Raw genomic sequence first — 16,837 nt, 5'->3', positions numbered from 1 at the left:
GTCTGCAGCAGTTTGCTTTTTGAGTGTGCATTTAAGACGTTCATACGTCATATTTCATACCAAAATAAAAAAACAGGGAGGTCCAATCAGTGAGCAAACGTAAATACGGTCTTGCATTATCATTGGTTCTCGCAGCAGGCACATTACTCGGGGCATGCGGCACGGACAAAGAAAAAACAACTTCTAAGGGTGGAAACGAATCGGACTTTTCACTAGCGATGGTTACGGATGTCGGCGGTGTTGACGACAAATCATTCAACCAATCCGCTTGGGAAGGAATCAAAAAGTTCGGTGAAGACAACGGTCTAAGTAAAGGCAACGGTGGCTTCGATTACCTTCAATCGACAGGTGAAGCGGATTATACGTCCAACTTGAATGCGCTTACCCGCCGTGACTTCGACTTGGTTTTCGGTGTCGGGTACATGATGGAAGAAGCGATCAATACAATTGCGTCACAACAACCTGAGACAAACTTCGGTATTATTGACGGTGTCGTTGATCAGCCGAACGTGGCTAGCATCTTGTTCAAAGAGCAAGAAGGTGCATTCCTAGCTGGAGTTGCTGCGGCGTTGATGACGAAATCTGACAAGGTCGGTTTCGTAGGCGGTATGGAAATTCCGGTTATCGAACGTTTCCATGCAGGTTTCGTAGCTGGTGTTGAAGCTGTAAACCCTGACATCAAAGTAGACGTACAATACACAGGAGCTTTCGACAAAGCGGAACTTGGTAAAGCGGCAGCTGGCCGTATGTATTCTACTGGTGTTGATATTATTTTCCACGCAGCAGGCGGTACTGGTAACGGAGTCTTCACTGAAGCAAAAGAGCGGAAAGCGGCTGACAAAGATGCTTACGTATGGGTAATCGGAGTTGACTCGGACCAGTATGATGAAGGTAAAGTCGGCGACGACAACATCACTTTGACTTCAATGCTCAAACGCGTTGATGTCGCGGTCCAAGACATTGCGAAGCTTGCTCAGGAAGGCAAATTCCCTGGCGGTGAAACGAAAGTTTACGGACTTGAAGATGACGGTGTTACATTGGCAGATTCCCGTGGTGCAATTCCACAAGAAGTAATGGATCAAGTGGAAGATTACAAGAAGAAAATCGCTGCTGGTGAAATCGAAGTACCTGAGTTTGTAGAATAATAAACGATGCAACAATGGCCGGTTCAGTCCGGCCTTTGTTGTGACAAAAGCTTCCAATAAGATGATAGAGTAAAAGGTTTTTATACAAAAAGAACCTTTTATTGTGTTCATTTTATTACCCAACTATAAGAGAGAAACTATTATACAAGGAAGTGAAACCATTGGAATTTGTCATTGAGATGTTGAACATTACGAAGAAGTTCGGTAATTTCCGGGCGAATGACAACATCACCTTGCAACTGGGGAAAGGGGAAATCCATGCGCTTCTAGGTGAGAATGGCGCTGGAAAAACGACATTGATGAATGTATTGTTCGGACTTTATCAACCCGATGAGGGAGAAATACGGGTCAACGGGAAAAAGGTTAATATAACAAGTCCGAATGTTGCAAATGATCTAGGGATTGGAATGGTTCACCAACATTTCATGCTCGTCGAAAACTTGACAGTCACTGAAAATATCATTTTAGGCAATGAGCCGAAAAAGATGGGTGTCGTCAATATAAAAGATGCGGCAAAGAAAGTGGCTGAAATTTCCAAGACTTACGGGTTAAATGTCGATCCTTACGCTAAAATCGAAGATATTTCGGTTGGAATGCAACAGCGGGTGGAAATTCTGAAAACTCTTTACCGTGGTGCAAATATACTAATCTTTGACGAGCCTACTGCTTCCTTGACGCCTCAAGAAATACAGGAATTAATTGGTATTATGAAAAAACTTATTACCGAAGGGAAATCAATTATCCTCATTACCCATAAGTTGCAAGAGATCATGGACGTTTCCAATAGGGTCACTGTCATCCGAAAAGGGCAAGGGATAGGGACGGTAGTAACTTCCGAAACGAATCCTGAAGAACTTGCCACTTTGATGGTTGGTAGGCAAGTTACATTCAAGACGGAAAAAGGTCCTGCTAATCCGCAGGAAGAAGTTTTGAAGATTGAAGATCTAGTAGTATTGGATTATAGGGGAATCGAAAAAGTAAAGGGATTGAATCTTTCTGTCCGAAAAGGTGAGATTGTCGGTTTGGCCGGTATCGATGGGAATGGGCAATCCGAATTGATTGAAGCGATTGCTGGTCTTCGAAAGGTGAAGAGCGGAAAGATTACGATCAATTCAAAAGATATTACGGGATTGAAGCCAAGAAAAATTACGGAGGCAGGGTTGGGACATATTCCGCAAGACCGTCATAAACACGGACTTGTTCTCGATTTCTCAGTCGGTTACAACGCCGCTCTACAGGAGTATTACCATGAGCCGTATTCCAAGAACGGCCTCATGCATTATGATGTCGTCTCCGAGCAGGCAAAGAAAATCATTGAAGAGTATGACGTCAGGACGCAGGGCGAACACGAACTGTCTCGTGCCTTATCCGGTGGGAATCAACAAAAACTGATCATCGGACGTGAAGTGTCGCGCAATCCAGAGCTGCTGATCGCTGCATTGCCGACGAGAGGACTGGATGTCGGGGCGATCGAATTCATCCATAAAAGGCTTATTGAACAACGTGATAAAGGAAAAGCGGTTTTCCTCATTTCCTTTGAACTAGATGAAGTCATGAACGTGTCTGACCGTATTGCGGTCATCCACGATGGCCAGATCGTCGATACGGTCATTCCAGCGGAAACGACCGAAAAGGAACTTGGTCTCTTAATGGCCGGGCATTCAGCGAAAGAGAAGGGGCAACAAGATATGAAAGAAGGTGCAGATCGAAATGTCGAATAAAGTAATCAACATTTTAGTGCCGATCATTTCGATCATTCTCGGTTTACTCGTCGGAGCCGTCGTCATGCTTTTCAGCGGCTACGATCCAGTGGCGGGTTATATAGCATTATGGAACGGTATATTCGGAGATAGCTATGCCATCGGTGAGACGATTCGGCAAATAAGCCCGTATATCCTAGCAGGTCTAGCGGTCGCATTCGCTTTCCGTACAGGGCTTTTCAATATCGGTGTCGAAGGGCAGCTCATGGTTGGCTGGTTTGCTGCGGCGTACGTCGGTGCGGCATTTGAATTACCGATGTACATTCATTTGCCTTTCGCCCTATTGGCTGCAGCATTGGCTGGGGCGCTATGGGGCTTGGTGCCGGGCATTTTGAAAGCAACGTTACGGGTCCATGAAGTAATTGTCACGATCATGATGAACTATGTTGCACTTCATGTTGTGAACGCGTTAATCAAAACAGTATCCGGTGGAAGCTATAAAACAGACAAAATACAGCCAACTGCTTCTTTGCGTTCGGACTTCCTTTCGAATTTGACCGATTATTCCACGCTGCACTATGGGATTTTTATAGCACTTGCCATGGTCGTTGTCATGTGGTTCATCCTAGAAAAAACGAAAACTGGATTCGAATTGAAATCTGTCGGTTTTAACGAGAACGCATCCCAATATGCAGGGATGAATGTAAATAAAAACATTATTTTGTCCATGGTTATCTCGGGTGCTTTTGCGGGTCTGGGGGGCGCCATGGAGGGTCTTGGGACATTTGGAAGCATGACGAACCAAGGCGGATTCACTGGTATTGGTTTTGACGGGATTGCCGTCGCATTGCTCGGTGCCAACTCCCCGATCGGTGTCATCTTCGGTGCATCATTGTTCGGATCGTTGAAATACGGCGCGAATAACATGCCGAATGCAGCAAGCATTCCCCTTGAAATCGTTTCAATCGTCATTGCACTCATCATATTCTTTGTCGCCTGCGGTTATATCATCCGTGTGGGACTGCAACGGTTGAATAAGAAGAAAAAGGAGGCGAAATGACATGAGCTTTTTGGAAGTTCTATATTTTATTGTGCCGACTTCGATCGCTTATGCCGCCCCTCTCATTCTAACTGCCATCGGTGGCGTTTTCTCTGAACGTTCCGGAGTTGTCAATATCGGACTCGAAGGCCTGATGGTCATGGGTGCATTCATAGGAATCGTCTTTAACTTGGCATATGCCGACGTATTTGGCGGATGGACTCCATGGATTGCGTTGTTAGTTGCCATGCTAGCTTCCGGCATCTTTTCGATCATGCATGCTGTTGCTTCGGTCTCCTTCCGGGCAGACCAGGTCGTTTCCGGGGTGGCCATCAATATGCTCGGTATTGCAATTGCATTGTTCTCTGTGAAAATGATGTTCGGAAAAGGACAGACGGATTTTATCCAAAAGAAAATTCCGCGCATTAACATTCCGTTTTTGCAGGACATCCCAGTTATTGGACCGATGTTCTTCAAATCGGTTTACGGTACTTCCGTATTGGCAATACTTGTCGCAGTGATTGCATGGTTTGTCATCTACAAGACACCATTCGGCCTTCGACTGCGTTCAGTAGGAGAGCATCCGATGGCTGCAGACACGATGGGTATCAATGTGGCAAAAATCCGTTACACGGCAGTCATCATCTCAGGTGGTCTCGCGGGTATCGGTGGGGCTATCTACTCACAAACAATGACCGGCGATTTCGGTCATGCAACGATCAACGGTCAAGGATTTATGGCGTTGGCGGCGATGATTTTCGGAAAGTGGCATCCGATTGGTGCGATGGGTGCAGCATTATTCTTCGGCGTTGCCCAAGCGCTAGCAATCAGTGCGGGATCTATCGATATCGATTTCATTCAGAAAATCCCGACTGTCTACTTCCACATCTTGCCGTACGTCTTGACGATCCTCGCCCTTGCAGGATTCATCGGAAAGGCGAATGCGCCGAAAGCGAACGGAGTGCCTTATATCAAAGGCAGCAGATAACAGATTCTTTTACCGCCTGGATTCCCTTCGTTGGGGTTCAGGCGGTTTTATCTTAAAACGCGTTTGTTTTGCCTTGCCTACATGATGAAATGTATATTGTAGGAAGGTATTCGTATAATAAAGAAAAAAACGAGGTGTCCGTATGTTTACAAAGGTCAAGCTTCAAAAGGGAGTCAATTTATATATCCGCAAGACAGAGCAATTCAAAACAATTACGATGTCCATTAAATGGTTGGCTGAACTGGATGAAAAACAGGCAGCTTATCGTGCGGTTCTATCAAATGTCCTCCAAGATTCAAACGCTGATCACCCGAAACAGAGCGATTTGCGGAAAGCGTTGGATGAATTATATGGCACTGTTTTTTACATGGATGCAGGAAAACGAGGGAATGCACATATCGTCTCGTTGAATATGGAATGTGTAAATGATGAATACCTTTCAACAACCGGCGTATTTGATGAAGCGTTGAAAATGGTTCGGTCAGTCATCTTCAATCCGAACTTCAAGGATGGAACTTTCGATGAGTCCGTCGTCAACCGTGAAAAACGGACGGTGATTGAGAGAATCCGATCCATTTATGATGATAAGGGAAGATATGCCCATAAACGAATGCTCGAACTGATGCGTCCGAATGACCCTGCTTCCATGTCGGCTAGCGGCACCGAAGAGGATGTTGAAAGCATTACGAGTGCAACGCTCCTTGATACATACAAGAGAATGTTGGATGAAGATGAAATAGACATTTATGTCGTCGGAAATGTCCAGGAAGATGAGCTCGTTGAGAAAGTGAAAGCGATGTTTGCATTTCCTGCGAGGGATGTTACGAGAACGCAATATGAACAGCAAGAGATGGAAGCAAAAGAGGTGCGGAAAGTATTTGAACGGCAAGACATGAAGCAAGGGAAGCTGCAAGTCGGATATAGCACCCCGGTTTCCTTCTTCCATCCTGACTATCCTAAAATGCAAGTAACCAATGGTGTGTTGGGCGGCTTCGCACATAGCAAGTTGTTTATGAATGTTCGTGAGAAAGAAAGCATGGCGTACACCGTCAATAGCGCTTATGCAGCTTACTACGGCATACTGTATGTTATGGCTGGAATTGATGCGGACCTCGAGGAGAAAGCCGTGAAATTGATCGATGAGCAGATCGATGCACTGCAAAATGGTGTCGTCTCAGATTTGGAGCTCGATCAGACAGTCGCTTTATTGACGAACAGCATCCGCAGCGCATTCGACTCTGCAAGGGGCCAAATCGAGATATACGATCAATACAAACAGTTGGATGAGGATTTCACGGCCGATAAATGGATCGCCAAATGGGAAGCGGTCTCCATTGAAGATGTTAAACAAATGGCATCACAGATCCACCCTGAACTCATCTATTTGTTATCGGGAAGAGAGGCGTAACGATGGAGAAAATTACGTTTGACAACTTACAGGAAACTTTATTCCACGAAAGGCTCGACAATGGCCTACACGTGTATATTTTGCCTAAGCGAGGATTTTCAAAAACGTATGTAACGTTTACAACAAAATATGGTTCAATTGACAGGACGTTCATCCCGAGGGGCAAGGACGAATACGTCACTGTTCCCGATGGGATTGCCCATTTCCTTGAGCATAAGATGTTTGATAAGAAAGAAGGGGACGTATTTCAAAAATTCGGCGTCCTAGGTGCTTCCGCGAATGCATTTACTTCATTCACGCGCACGTCCTACTTATTCTCCACGACTGAGAATTTATATGAAAACACGAAAGTGCTGCTTGATTTCGTTCAAGAGCCTTATTTCACAAAAGAAAAAGTGGAAAAGGAAAAAGGCATCATTGCGCAAGAAATCACGATGTATGACGACAATCCGGATTGGCGCAATTATTTTGGGACGATTCAAAGCCTATACAAGGAATATCCTATCAATATCGATATAGCGGGAACGGTCGACACAATTCAGGAGATTACAGCCGAGCACCTTTATGAATGTTATGAAACATTTTATCATCCTTCGAACATGACTGTTTTTGTCATAGGAGCTGTAGATCCCGAAGAGATGATGAACTTTATCCGTGAGGACCAAAACAGCAAAGAGTTTTCGGAGCCTGAGGAAATTACGCGCAAATATCCTGAAGAGCCGGTGGAAGCGAACAAGAAGAAAACCGTTCTTGAAATGGATGTACTGCGACCGAAATTCAATTATGGCATGAAGTGCAACAATACACTGATGGAAGGCGATGAAATGCTTCGCCAAGATTTGTCGGTCAATCTTCTCCTCGATATTTTGTTCGGTCGGACTTCCGATTTTTACACGAATGCATATAAGGAACATTTGATCGATGAAACATACCATTATGATTTCATATTCGAGAAGGGCTTCGGGTTCGCAATGGTCGAATCGGATACGGATAAGCCGGCTGAATTGGAAGCTGCCGTTCGCACTACATTGAAATCCCTAGCGGAAAATTGGACGATTTCCGAAGACGATCTAAACCGCGCAAGAAAGCGTAGGATTGGCCAATTCATGCGTTCATTGAACTCCATCGAATTCATCTCAAATCAGTTCACGCAATATAACTTTAATGGTATGAACCTTTTCGATGTTGTACCGACTCTTGAGAAAATTGGAATTGAGCATTTGCAGGACGCGTTTAAGACGATTTCCAATGAAGAAAGCCATACTGTCATGACAATCGTCCCAAGCTCAAAAGAAGGCTGAAATGAAACGCTATGCAGTGATCCTAGGTTCATCCGGAGGCATCGGGGAAGCGATTAGCCGTAAACTCGCCGCCGACGGATGGTCCTTGTATCTTCATTACAATAGTAACGCAGAGCGGGCAGCAGAGTTGAAGAGAGAATTAACACAAAAACACCCAGACTGTTCCTTTCAAATTATCCAATCGGATTTTTCAAAACAGGACGGCGCCGTAAAGCTTGCTGAACATGTCGGACACGTCCAAGCGATTATCGTTGCCCTTGGTCAATCGATGTTAAAATTATTAACTGACACGAGTAGCAGCGATATGGATGCTTTATGGCGTGTACATATGCAAAACCCTGCCATGTTCATTAGCCTGGCATCGCCTCAATTGCGGAGCCATCCCGTTTCGTACGTCCTTTTCATAGGTTCGATCTGGGGGAATACCGGAGCTGCTGGAGAAGTGATGTATTCCGCAGTTAAAGGAGCCCAGCATGCATTCGTCAAAGCGTATGCAAAAGAGGCGGCTTATACCGGGACAAGAGTAAATGCAATTGCGCCAGGTTGGATTGAAACGGAAATGAATGGGGAATTAACGGAAGAGGATAAACAGCTGGTCATAGAACAAATTCCGTTACAGTCGACCGGCCAGCCCGAGCAAGTGGCGGATCTTGCAAGTTTCCTCGTCGGCGGAAAAGCGGATTATATGACTGGGGAGATTTTGAGGCTGAATGGCGGATGGTACATCTAACCATATTAGGGGGAGACAATTATCCCCTTTTTCTTTTTTCCTTTTCTTCGCCTGTCGAATCCGCTATTATAGAACTAAGTTGCGTCTTTTGCGTCCTACAAATAGAAGCACTTCAAAACAGGGTCGGGTAATCACTTTCAAGCTTAGGTGTAAAGGTGTTGAAAACGGATTGAAGGGGTGTGTCGAATGGGTGAATGGTATGTCGAATACGAGATACAAGTAAATCGGCCGGGTTTGCTTGGAGATATTGCTTCCCTTCTCGGGATGTTGCGAGTCAATATCGTAACGATCAATGGTGTCGACGGCGGACATCGCGGCATGCTAGTCCGGACGGAAAATGACGATCAGATCAAGCGTTTCGAATTGATTGCATCGACGATGGAAACCATTCAGGTGAAAAAGATCCGTGAACCAAAATTACGCGATATTTTGGCAGTAAGGCATGGACGGTATATCCAACGGGATGTCGATGACCGGAAGACATTCAGATTCATTCGCAGCGAATTGGGTATCCTCGTTGATTTCATGGCGGAGCTGTTCAAGCAGGAAGGCCATAAATTGATTGGGATCCGGGGAATGCCTAGGGTCGGGAAAACGGAATCAGTCGTAGCTGCAAGTGTGTGCGCCAATAAGAAATGGATTTTCCTTTCTTCCACAATGATCAAACAGACCGTACGAAAGACTTTGGCGGGGGATGAGTTTTCGAAGGACAATATATTTATCCTCGACGGCATTGTCACGCGTAAATCGGGGGATGAAAGACATATGCAACTCGTTCGTGAAATGATGAGTATGCCAACCATCAAAGTGGTCGAGCACCCGGACATGTTCGTTCAGCATTCTGAATACGACATGGAAGATTTCGATTATATCATCGAATTACGGACAGATCCCGACCAGGAAATTACATATGAAATGATGGAGAAAAACCATATGATGTCCGATGTCGGACCGATGGGTGGATTTGGTACGTTCAACTTTTAAACAGGCAGGTGATACAAATGACCGGATTAGGTGATCGTCTTAAAGAGGCGAGAGCAGCTAAGGGATATTCACTGGATGATTTACAATCGATAACTAAAATTCAAAAACGGTACCTTTCCGGTATTGAAAATGAAGATTACAGCATGATGCCCGGCGCTTTCTATGTACGTGCATTCATTAAACAGTATTCGGAAGCTGTCGGTTTGGATTCAGATGAAATGTTATCCTTATATAAAGAGTCTGCTATGCATGAGAAACTTGAAGAAGAAAATGCCCAAATCACTCCTCCCATGACGAGGAACAGAGGCATTAAAGGAAACAGCCGTCTGAATGAAGCAATCCCGAAAATCATTGTGGCATTATTTATTGTAGTCATCATCGTCGTCGTATGGGTTTTATGGCAGAAAAACGCGTCCAATAATGCAGGAATGGACGTTGAACCCCAACAGCCAATTACGATGGATCGCGGAAATCAGCCGCCAGCAAGTAAGGGAGACGGTGGTACGGCGGATGAAAAGTCCGACGAGGAAAAGACAACTGAGTCTGATCCAGAACCAGAGGAAGAAGTGAAGGAACAATCTCTCACATACGTCAGAACAAGCGGGCAAGACTCGACGTATACGTTGACGGATGCAGAAGAATTCAAGCTGAAGATCGATACATTCGGGGATACGTGGATAGGTGTACAAAATGAGAAAAAAGAAGAACTTACACCGATGGCACGAGTTATGAAAAACGGTGAAACGATTGAGCTGGATGTTTCAGATGTTGAATTTGTTCGGATTCGAGTCGCTGTGACTCCGTTTACCGATATTTACGTAAATGGGGAAAAGCTCGAGTATGTATCAGACGCTTCAACGCAAAACATTTTTATAGAATATGAGAAATGAAAATAGTCATCTACAAAGATGACTTTTTTCATTCTGGAAGGATAGGTGAGACAATTGAATTTACCAAATAAAATTACGGTATCCCGCATTTTCCTCATCCCTATATTTATTATCTTCATGGTTGTGGATTTTGGATTCGGGTCTTTTGAAATCGGCGGTACGATTCTCTCCGTGGAGCATTTGATTGGTGCGCTACTTTTCATCATTGCGGCAGCGACGGACTGGTTCGATGGTCATTTAGCGAGAAAACATAATCTCGTCACAAACATGGGGAAATTTTTGGATCCGCTCGCAGATAAGCTTCTTGTATCAGCTGCGCTAATCATTTTAGTTGAATTGGGATCTGCCGCTTCATGGATCGTTATCATCATCATTAGCAGGGAATTTGCCGTTACCGGACTGAGGCTCTTGCTCGCAGGTGGCGGAGAAGTTGTGGCTGCAAACCAATTAGGAAAGATTAAGACAGCAACACAACTTGTTGCAATTGCTTCATTGCTCCTTAACAACATTTTCTTTGAAGCAATCAACTTCCCATTCGGCTCCATCATGCTTTATATCGCCCTATTCTTTACAATTTGGTCAGGGGCTGATTATTTCTATAAAAACCGGAGGATCTTACTCGACTCCATGTAAGGAGATGTCGTAATGAAAGCGGAAATCATCGCTGTTGGTTCAGAACTTCTATTAGGCCAAATTACAAATACGAACGCAGCCTTCATATCGGCGCGTCTTGCTGAAGTTGGCATTAATGTGTATTATCATACGGTCGTCGGGGACAACCCCAAAAGGTTGGAGGAAGCGATAACAATTGCGCAAAATCGTGCCGATGTTATTATCTTTTCGGGAGGATTAGGACCGACAAAGGATGATTTAACAAAAGAAACCATTGCCAAAATGCTTGGTGAAGAACTTGAGAGCGATCATGCGGCATTAGCATCTATTGAAGCCTACTTTAAGCGGACAGGCAGGACGATGACTGAAAACAATAAGAAGCAAGCGCTAGTACTTACCGGATCGAAGGTTTTGACAAATAATTACGGGATGGCACCAGGCATGGCTATCGATAAGAATGGCAAATGTTATATATTATTGCCTGGACCGCCGCACGAAATGGAACCGATGTTTGAAAAAGAAGCGATTCCCTATTTATTAGGGGCTTCCGGCAAACGTGAAATTATCGTTTCCCGAGTGTTGAAATTTTACGGAATCGGAGAGGCAGAGCTTGAGTATCGCGTCCTATCGATTTTGGAGAAGCAGACCAATCCGACTGTCGCTCCTTTGGCATCACCCGATTCGGTCATATTGCGATTGACGGCAAAGGCGGAATCGGTTGAGGCGGCGCAAAAGCTGATAGCACCTGTAGAATCTGAAATACGCTCATTAGTAGGCGAATTCATTTATGGCATAGATGAAGACACCTTGTCATCGAAAGCTGCTGAATTATTGTTAGGAAACAAGCTGACAATCGCTGCCGCTGAAAGTTTGACGGCAGGTCTATTCATGGCGGAGTTGGCGGATGAACCAGGCATCAGCTCTTCCTTAAAAGGCGGGGTAGTCGTCTATGATGAGACGGCAAAGATGAATCAGCTGGATATTCCAGCTTCATTGCTTGATGAGTTTGGCGTTGTCAGTCCGGAATGCGCAGCAGCGCTCGCACAGAATGTGAAACGGAAATTCGGCTCGGACATCGGCGTCGGGTTGACGGGAGCAGCTGGACCGGATCCGCATGATGGGAAACCGATGGGCACAGTGTGGATCGGGATAGCTTGTCGAGAAGTAGTGAACACATTTAAACTCAGCCTTTCAGGTTCCAGAAATGCCAATCGAAAACGTGCGGCCAGATTCGCCCTCTATTACTTAATAAAAGAAATGAAGAAGCGTGGAACCGAAAATTAAGTTTTACCGCATATTCTCATTTAAAATTGATTTTCACCCCTCATTCTCATTTAAAAATGGATTTTGATAAAATAAATCGAATAAGCGTTCGTTTTTTATTTGAGTATTTCTCATAAAAGGAGTATAGTAGAGACAGGAAGAAAAGAATAAGGCCTTTTAAGGGAGGAATCGTTTTTGAGCGATCGTAAAGCAGCTTTGGACCAAGCTTTGAAACAAATTGAAAAACAATTCGGGAAAGGTTCCGTCATGAAATTGGGGGAAAAGACCGATCGGGAGATTGCAACTTCTTCTACCGGCTCACTTGCTCTCGACGCAGCATTAGGGGTTGGCGGTTATCCAAGGGGACGTGTCATTGAAATCTATGGACCGGAAAGTTCCGGTAAGACGACAGTAGCATTGCACGCAATTGCGGAAGTACAAGCTTCAGGCGGACAAGCCGCTTTCATCGACGCGGAGCATGCATTGGATCCTGTCTATGCACAAAAGCTGGGCGTCAATATTGACGAATTGCTTTTATCGCAACCGGATACTGGCGAACAGGCGCTTGAAATTGCAGAAGCGCTCGTCAGAAGTGGTGCAATTGACATCGTTGTCGTAGACTCTGTTGCAGCGTTAGTGCCAAAAGCGGAAATCGAAGGGGAAATGGGCGACTCGCACGTCGGCTTGCAAGCTCGTCTTATGTCCCAAGCACTTCGCAAACTGTCCGGCGCTATTAATAAATCGAAGACGATTGCCGTCTTCATCAACCAAATCCGTGAAAAAGTCGGCGTCATGTTCGGGAATCCTGAAGTGACACCGGGCGGCCGTGCTTTGAAATTCTATTCTTCGGTCCGCTTGGAAGTACGACGCGGAGAAGCTATTAAGCAAGGGAACGACATCATGGGTAACAAAACACGTATCCGTGTTGTGAAAAACAAAGTCGCTCCTCCGTTCCGTACTGCTGAAGTAGATATCATGTATGGTGAAGGGATTTCCAGAGAAGGGGAAATCGTTGACCTTGGCGCTGAGCTTGAAATTGTACAAAAGAGCGGCGCATGGTATTCCTATGAAGGGGAACGTCTTGGTCAAGGACGTGAAAATGCTAAGCAATTCCTGAAGGAAAATCCGGATGTCCGTTCTGAAATCGCAAATAAAATTCGGGCTTCTTATGGAATGGCTGCAGCCAACTACGTGATTGCAGCTCATGACGAGGATGAAGACGACGAACTGGAACTATTGCTTTTAGAAGATGAAAAATAAGAGTAACTTGCGGACTGCCTATAAGGGGCAGTCCGTTTTGTTTTCATTCAGCTTATGCCTTTCGTCTCTAGGCAGGCGCCCTCCGCTTTTTGTTATCGTCTAGACTCCGGGTGGCAGGAGCTCGGGGTCATAAGTTAAAGCTACTACGTGGCAAAAACTGCCACTTCGTATCTTCGCCTTATGCCTGTCGCCCCTATGCAGGCGCCCTTCGCTTTTGTTTACGTCTAGACTCCGGGTGGCAAGATCCTGCCTTAATTTCTGCAAAAACCGCAGAAATACGGCAAATCGAACCCTTCGCAGTTCGATTCGCTTTTGTTTACAATCCTTGACATCGCAAATTTTCATAGATACAATTAGAATTGTATAATTTCACATCAATGAAATCATAATGGCAGTATGTTGAATGTTAATATACGAGCCGACTGAAAACGAAAAGAATAGCAGGAGGAGGTGACCTGGATGCCAGATGGAATCATCGGAAACATCATCTCCGCTTTGCTCGGTCTGTTCGTCGGTGCAGTTGTTATCTATTTAGTTATCAAAAAGGTGAATGATTCAAGAGTGACGGGTGCCAAAAACTCTGCCGAACAAATCGTAGAAGATGCGAAACGTGAAGCGGAGGCTATGAAAAAAGAGGCACTCTTAGAAGCGAAAGATGAAAATCACAAACTGAGAATTGAAGCGGAATCAGAAATCCGTGAACGAAGAGCGGAACTGCAAAAACAGGAAAACCGTCTTTTGCAACGGGAAGAAAATCTTGACCGCAAGGATGATGCTCTCAATAAAAGAGAAGCAGGACTGGAACGCAAAGATGACGCGCTTTCCAGTAGACAACAGCATATTGAACAAATGGAACGCAAGGCGGAAGATCTTGTTGCCATGCAACAGACGGAACTTGAAAGAATCTCTGCTCTTACTAGAGATGAAGCGAAACGGATCATTTTGGATGATGTCGAGAAGGAGCTTTCCACAGATATCGCCGTCATGACGAAAGAATCGGAGCAACGTGCAAAAGAGGAATCCGAAAAGAAAGCTCGTGAAATCCTATCCCTTGCATTGCAACGTTTTGCAGCAGACCATGTTGCAGAAACAACCGTATCTGTCGTGAACTTGCCAAACGATGAAATGAAAGGCCGTATCATCGGAAGGGAAGGGCGTAATATCAGAACTTTGGAAACATTGACTGGTATTGATTTGATCATCGACGATACGCCAGAAGCGGTAATACTTTCAGGCTTCGATCCAGTACGTCGCGAAACTGCCCGTCTCGCACTAGAAAAGCTCGTGCAAGATGGCAGGATACACCCGGCGCGTATTGAAGAGATGGTGGATAAGGCCCGTAGGGAAGTAGATGAGTTGATCCGCGAAAAAGGGGAACAGACTACATTTGATGTAGGAGTTCATAATCTGCATCCGGATCTGATCAAAATCCTTGGAAGGTTGCACTTCCGTACAAGCTACGGTCAAAACGTCCTGAAGCACTCTGTTGAAGTCGCTTATCTTGCGGGACTATTGGCAGCCGAGGTTGGCGAGGACGTCACCCTTGCAAGACGTGCAGGCCTTCTCCACGATATCGGTAAGGCGATCGACCATGAAGTCGAAGGAAGCCATGTCCAAATCGGGGTCGAGCTGGCAACGAAATACAAGGAACACCCAGTTGTCATCAACAGTATCGCATCCCATCATGGAGATGAGGAAGCGACATCAGTCATTGCAGTATTGGTTGCTGCGGCAGATGCATTATCTGCGGCAAGACCAGGTGCGAGAAGTGAAACTCTGGAAAACTACATTCGTAGGCTGCAGAAACTTGAGGAAATTTCGGAATCATATGAAGGCGTAGAGAAATCATTCGCTATCCAAGCTGGCCGTGAAGTCCGAATTATTGTCCGACCGGACCAGATCGATGATATTACAGCGCATCGCTTGGCCAGGGATATTAGGAAACGGATCGAGGAGGAACTCGATTATCCGGGTCACATCAAAGTGACGGTCATTCGCGAAACGCGTGCAGTCGAATATGCAAAATGATGAAAATGACTCCTGTCCAGCCATGGTTCAGGAGTCTTTTTCTTATCGTTTCCAAAGAAGTTCGTATAAGTAGAAAGAGGTTACAATTATGAAAGTTATTTTTATTGGTGATATCGTAGGGTCAATCGGAAGGGACATGGTGTTTGATCATATCGCACGCTTGAAAAGAAAATATAAGGCGGATGTAGTCATTGCCAATGGGGAGAATGCCGCTTCAGGAAGAGGGATTACAAAGGCGATTTTTGATGACCTTCTCCGTTCGGGAGTCGATGTCGTGACAATGGGTAATCATACGTGGGATCAGAAGGAAATTTACGATTTCATCGATGACACCGACTATTTAATACGTCCAGCAAACTTCTCAGACGAGGCGCCTGGTAAAGGCATGACAACAATTACGAAAAATGGCGTGACGTTGTCAGTCATCAATCTACATGGCCGCACATTCCTCCCCCCTCACGGCGATCCATTTGAAAAGGCAGAAGAATTGATAGAAGAGGCCAGCAAGATTTCTCCGCTCATATTTGTCGATTTCCACGCAGAGGCGACCAGTGAAAAAATTGCAATGGGATGGCATTTGGATGGGAAAGCATCCGTAGTCGTAGGGACCCATACACATGTCCAAACGGCAGACGACCGAATTTTACCGGGAGGTACGGCTTATTTGACGGATGCCGGAATGACAGGGCCGTATGATGAAATTCTAGGGATGAAGAAAGAAGATGTCATCTATCGATTCCGTACGAATTTGCCTGTCCGGTTTGAAGTGCCGAAAAGAGGTCGTGCTCAATTGAGCGGGTTGTTCGTTGAGTTAAATGACCAAACTGGGAAAGCGGTCGCTATTGAGCGAATTATGATCAATGATGATCACCGATTCGAAGCATGAAGTGAGTCTAATCATCTCCTTCTTTTCATAAGATGACTTATGGATAAATACATTCCATAGACATCGTGAAAACAAGGAGGAAACATGGTGAGTCCATTGAAGGTATCATCCCGCTCTAATCCGAATTCCGTCGCAGGAGCACTCGTAGCGGTAATCAGGGATCAAGGGTATGCGGAAATGCAGGCCGTCGGCGCCGGCGCGTTGAACCAAGCCATTAAAGCGGTCGCGATAGCACGTGGCTTCGTCGCCCCAAGCGGAAGCGACCTCGTATGCGCCCCGGCATTTACCGATATTGAAATTAACGGCGAAGGTAGAACAGCTTTGAAGCTGTTAGTGGAAAAGAGAAAAAGAAGTTAAGAAAGAAATGTAATAGTTAGCTACTCGAAAGACCGAAAATCGCCAGAACGGCTCGCTTTCCGCGGGCGTTGCCTTAGCCAATCGAACAGCCAAGGGTTCGATTTGTATAAATTCTGCGTTCTTCGCAGAATTTATACATCCGCTGCTCCCAACGCTATCGCTTATGGTCGCAAAATCCGTTCTTCGTAACGGCTTTGCCTGCGGGGTCTTCGGCTAACGCTTTTCCCGCAGGAGTCTCGCCTTTTC

The 16,837-nt window shown here is 45.4% G+C and carries 15 protein-coding genes; all 15 read left to right on the top strand.

Features of this window, described 5'->3' with window-relative positions; genetic code table 11:
* Nucleotides 1-89 precede the first annotated feature (89 nt).
* The 15 genes from NIT04_RS10455 to NIT04_RS10385 all read left to right on the top strand — a co-directional run bounded on the left by NIT04_RS10455 (nucleotide 90) and on the right by NIT04_RS10385 (nucleotide 16,591).
* Nucleotides 90-1,145: a BMP family protein gene (locus NIT04_RS10455; protein ID WP_252503554.1), complete on the top strand. Its 1,056-nt coding sequence runs from the start codon at nucleotides 90-92 to the stop codon at nucleotides 1,143-1,145.
* Nucleotides 1,146-1,306: 161 nt separating this feature from the next.
* Nucleotides 1,307-2,866, top strand: coding sequence for an ABC transporter ATP-binding protein (locus NIT04_RS10450; RefSeq protein ID WP_252503553.1), 1,560 nt, complete (start codon nucleotides 1,307-1,309; stop codon nucleotides 2,864-2,866).
* Nucleotides 2,856-3,905: an ABC transporter permease gene (locus NIT04_RS10445; protein WP_252503552.1), complete on the top strand. Its 1,050-nt coding sequence runs from the start codon at nucleotides 2,856-2,858 to the stop codon at nucleotides 3,903-3,905. The genes NIT04_RS10450 and NIT04_RS10445 overlap by 11 nt, the downstream gene beginning before the upstream one ends.
* A 1-nt stretch (nucleotide 3,906) precedes the next feature.
* Complete coding sequence (locus tag NIT04_RS10440; RefSeq protein ID WP_252503551.1) at nucleotides 3,907-4,872, top strand: ABC transporter permease; 966 nt, start codon at nucleotides 3,907-3,909, stop codon at nucleotides 4,870-4,872.
* Between the two features lie 142 nt (nucleotides 4,873-5,014).
* Nucleotides 5,015-6,280, top strand: coding sequence for an EF-P 5-aminopentanol modification-associated protein YfmF (gene yfmF, locus NIT04_RS10435; RefSeq protein ID WP_252503550.1), 1,266 nt, complete (start codon nucleotides 5,015-5,017; stop codon nucleotides 6,278-6,280).
* A 2-nt stretch (nucleotides 6,281-6,282) separates the two neighbouring features.
* The gene (gene yfmH, locus NIT04_RS10430) at nucleotides 6,283-7,581 is read left to right on the top strand and encodes an EF-P 5-aminopentanol modification-associated protein YfmH (RefSeq protein WP_252503549.1); all 1,299 of its coding nucleotides are present in this window, start codon (nucleotides 6,283-6,285) and stop codon (nucleotides 7,579-7,581) included.
* A 1-nt stretch (nucleotide 7,582) separates the two neighbouring features.
* Nucleotides 7,583-8,311 (top strand): elongation factor P 5-aminopentanone reductase, encoded by a 729-nt coding sequence (gene ymfI / locus NIT04_RS10425; RefSeq protein ID WP_252503548.1) that lies wholly within the window; start codon nucleotides 7,583-7,585, stop codon nucleotides 8,309-8,311.
* A gap of 186 nt (nucleotides 8,312-8,497) precedes the next feature.
* On the top strand, nucleotides 8,498-9,295 hold the full coding sequence (locus NIT04_RS10420) for a YmfK family protein (RefSeq protein WP_252503547.1): 798 nt from the start codon (nucleotides 8,498-8,500) through the stop codon (nucleotides 9,293-9,295).
* 17 nt (nucleotides 9,296-9,312) lie between these two features.
* Nucleotides 9,313-10,185 (top strand): RodZ family helix-turn-helix domain-containing protein, encoded by an 873-nt coding sequence (locus NIT04_RS10415; RefSeq protein WP_252503546.1) that lies wholly within the window; start codon nucleotides 9,313-9,315, stop codon nucleotides 10,183-10,185.
* Nucleotides 10,186-10,239: 54 nt separating this feature from the next.
* Complete coding sequence (gene pgsA / locus NIT04_RS10410) at nucleotides 10,240-10,818, top strand: CDP-diacylglycerol--glycerol-3-phosphate 3-phosphatidyltransferase (protein WP_252503545.1); 579 nt, start codon at nucleotides 10,240-10,242, stop codon at nucleotides 10,816-10,818.
* Nucleotides 10,819-10,830: 12 nt separating this feature from the next.
* Entirely contained in the window at nucleotides 10,831-12,081 is a 1,251-nt protein-coding gene (locus NIT04_RS10405) for a competence/damage-inducible protein A (RefSeq protein ID WP_252503544.1), read from the top strand.
* A 174-nt stretch (nucleotides 12,082-12,255) separates the two neighbouring features.
* Entirely contained in the window at nucleotides 12,256-13,320 is a 1,065-nt protein-coding gene (gene recA / locus NIT04_RS10400) for a recombinase RecA (protein ID WP_252503543.1), read from the top strand.
* A gap of 459 nt (nucleotides 13,321-13,779) precedes the next feature.
* Nucleotides 13,780-15,348 (top strand): ribonuclease Y, encoded by a 1,569-nt coding sequence (gene rny, locus NIT04_RS10395; RefSeq protein WP_252503542.1) that lies wholly within the window; start codon nucleotides 13,780-13,782, stop codon nucleotides 15,346-15,348.
* An 88-nt stretch (nucleotides 15,349-15,436) separates the two neighbouring features.
* Entirely contained in the window at nucleotides 15,437-16,234 is a 798-nt protein-coding gene (locus NIT04_RS10390) for a TIGR00282 family metallophosphoesterase (protein ID WP_252503541.1), read from the top strand.
* An 87-nt stretch (nucleotides 16,235-16,321) separates the two neighbouring features.
* Nucleotides 16,322-16,591 (top strand): stage V sporulation protein S, encoded by a 270-nt coding sequence (locus tag NIT04_RS10385; RefSeq protein ID WP_153010004.1) that lies wholly within the window; start codon nucleotides 16,322-16,324, stop codon nucleotides 16,589-16,591.
* Nucleotides 16,592-16,837: the final 246 nt, after the last annotated feature.

The organism is Sporosarcina sp. Marseille-Q4943 (genome assembly GCF_943736995.1).
Taxonomy (GTDB): Bacteria; Bacillota; Bacilli; order Bacillales_A; family Planococcaceae; genus Sporosarcina.
The sequence above is the reverse complement of the archived record's forward strand: the minus strand, read 5'-3'. Positions and strand labels throughout refer to the sequence as shown.